This is a genomic window from Streptomyces sp. 150FB (genome assembly GCF_000818195.1).
Taxonomy (GTDB): Bacteria; Actinomycetota; Actinomycetes; order Streptomycetales; family Streptomycetaceae; genus Streptomyces.
Genome location: NZ_JTHL01000001.1, coordinates 6,822,025 through 6,823,498, shown reverse-complemented (window position 1 = coordinate 6,823,498; position 1,474 = coordinate 6,822,025). Strand labels below are relative to the sequence as shown.

Genomic DNA, 1,474 nt, shown 5'->3' with positions numbered 1-1,474 from the left:
CAAAGAGCCCGTCGATCGCATCCGCGTCACCCGAAACGACCACCGACGAAGGCCCGTTGACCGCAGCCACCGACAGCCGCCCCTCCCACGCCTTCAGCCGTTCCGCCACCTGATCGACCGGCTCGGCAACCGACACCATCCCGCCCAGACCCGACAGCGCGACCAGGGCACGACTCCGCAACGCCACCACCAGCGCCGCATCCTCCAAGCTCAACAACCCCGACACACACGCGGCGGCGATCTCACCCTGCGAATGACCCACCACCGCGTCCGGCTCGACCCCGTACGAGCGCCAGAGCGCCGCCAGCGAGACCATCACCGCCCACGACACCGGCTGCACCACATCCACCCGAGCCAACGACGGCGCGCCCACCTCACCACGCAACACCGCCGCCAACGACCACTCCACATGCACACCCAACGCACGCTCACACTCAGCCATACGCTCCGCGAACACCGGCGCCGAACCCAGCAGATCAGCCGCCATCCCCGCCCACTGCCAACCCTGACCAGGGAAGACGAACACCGTCTTCCCTGCCGGGTGTGCCTCCCCCGCGAGGACGCCGCTGTCCCGTGGCGTCTCGGCCGCCAGATCGCCGAGCGCCGCGCGCAACTCGTCGTCGCTACCGCCGATCAGCACGGCGCGGTGTTCCAGCGCCGCCCGCGTGGTGGCGAGCGAGAACCCGACATCGGCCGGGCGCGCGTCGGCGTGCTCGCCCAGATAGCTGTGAAGCCGGGCCGCCTGCGCTCGCAAGCCCTCCGGCGTACGGGCGGAGAGCAGCCACGGCACGGCGGCAGGTCCCTTGTCCGCTTGCGTCGGGTCGGCGGACTCCGGGTCGGCCGACTCCGGGTCGCGGTCCGGTACGACGAGGGGCGCGGCCTCGATGAGCGTGTGCGCGTTCGTGCCCGAGACGCCGAAGGACGAGATGGCGGCGCGCCGTGGCCGGTCCGTCCCTGGCCACTCGCGGGCCTCCGTCAGCAGCTCCACCGCACCCGACGACCAGTCCACATGCCGCGACGGCTCCCCCACGTGCAGCGTCTTCGGCAGCACGCCGTGCTCCATCGCCAGCACCATCTTGATCACGCCGCCCATTCCGGCCGCTGTCTGGGTGTGGCCGATGTTGGACTTCAACGACCCGATCCACAGAGGCCGTTCGGCGTCCCGCCCCTGCCCGTACGTCGCGAGCAGCGCCTGCGCCTCGATCGGGTCACCCAACGACGTACCCGTACCGTGCGCCTCCACCGCATCCACATCCGCACCCGTCAGGCCGGCATCCGCCAACGCCGCCCGGATCACCCGCTGTTGCGACGGACCGTTCGGCGCGGTCAGACCGTTCGACGCACCGTCCTGATTCACCGCACTCCCCGCCACCACAGCCAGCACCGGATGACCGTTGCGCCGCGCCTCGCTGAGGCGTTCCAGCACCAACACCCCCGCCCCCTCGGCGAGTCCAAACCCGTCCGCGTCGTCCGA

General features: G+C 71.2%; 1 protein-coding gene. It reads right to left on the bottom strand.

Annotated elements, in window-relative coordinates; genetic code table 11:
• The coding region (locus QR77_RS49240) for a type I polyketide synthase (RefSeq protein WP_160310970.1) at window positions 1–1,432 on the bottom strand (1,432 nt) is incomplete at its 3' end.
• Window positions 1,433–1,474 lie beyond the last annotated feature (42 nt).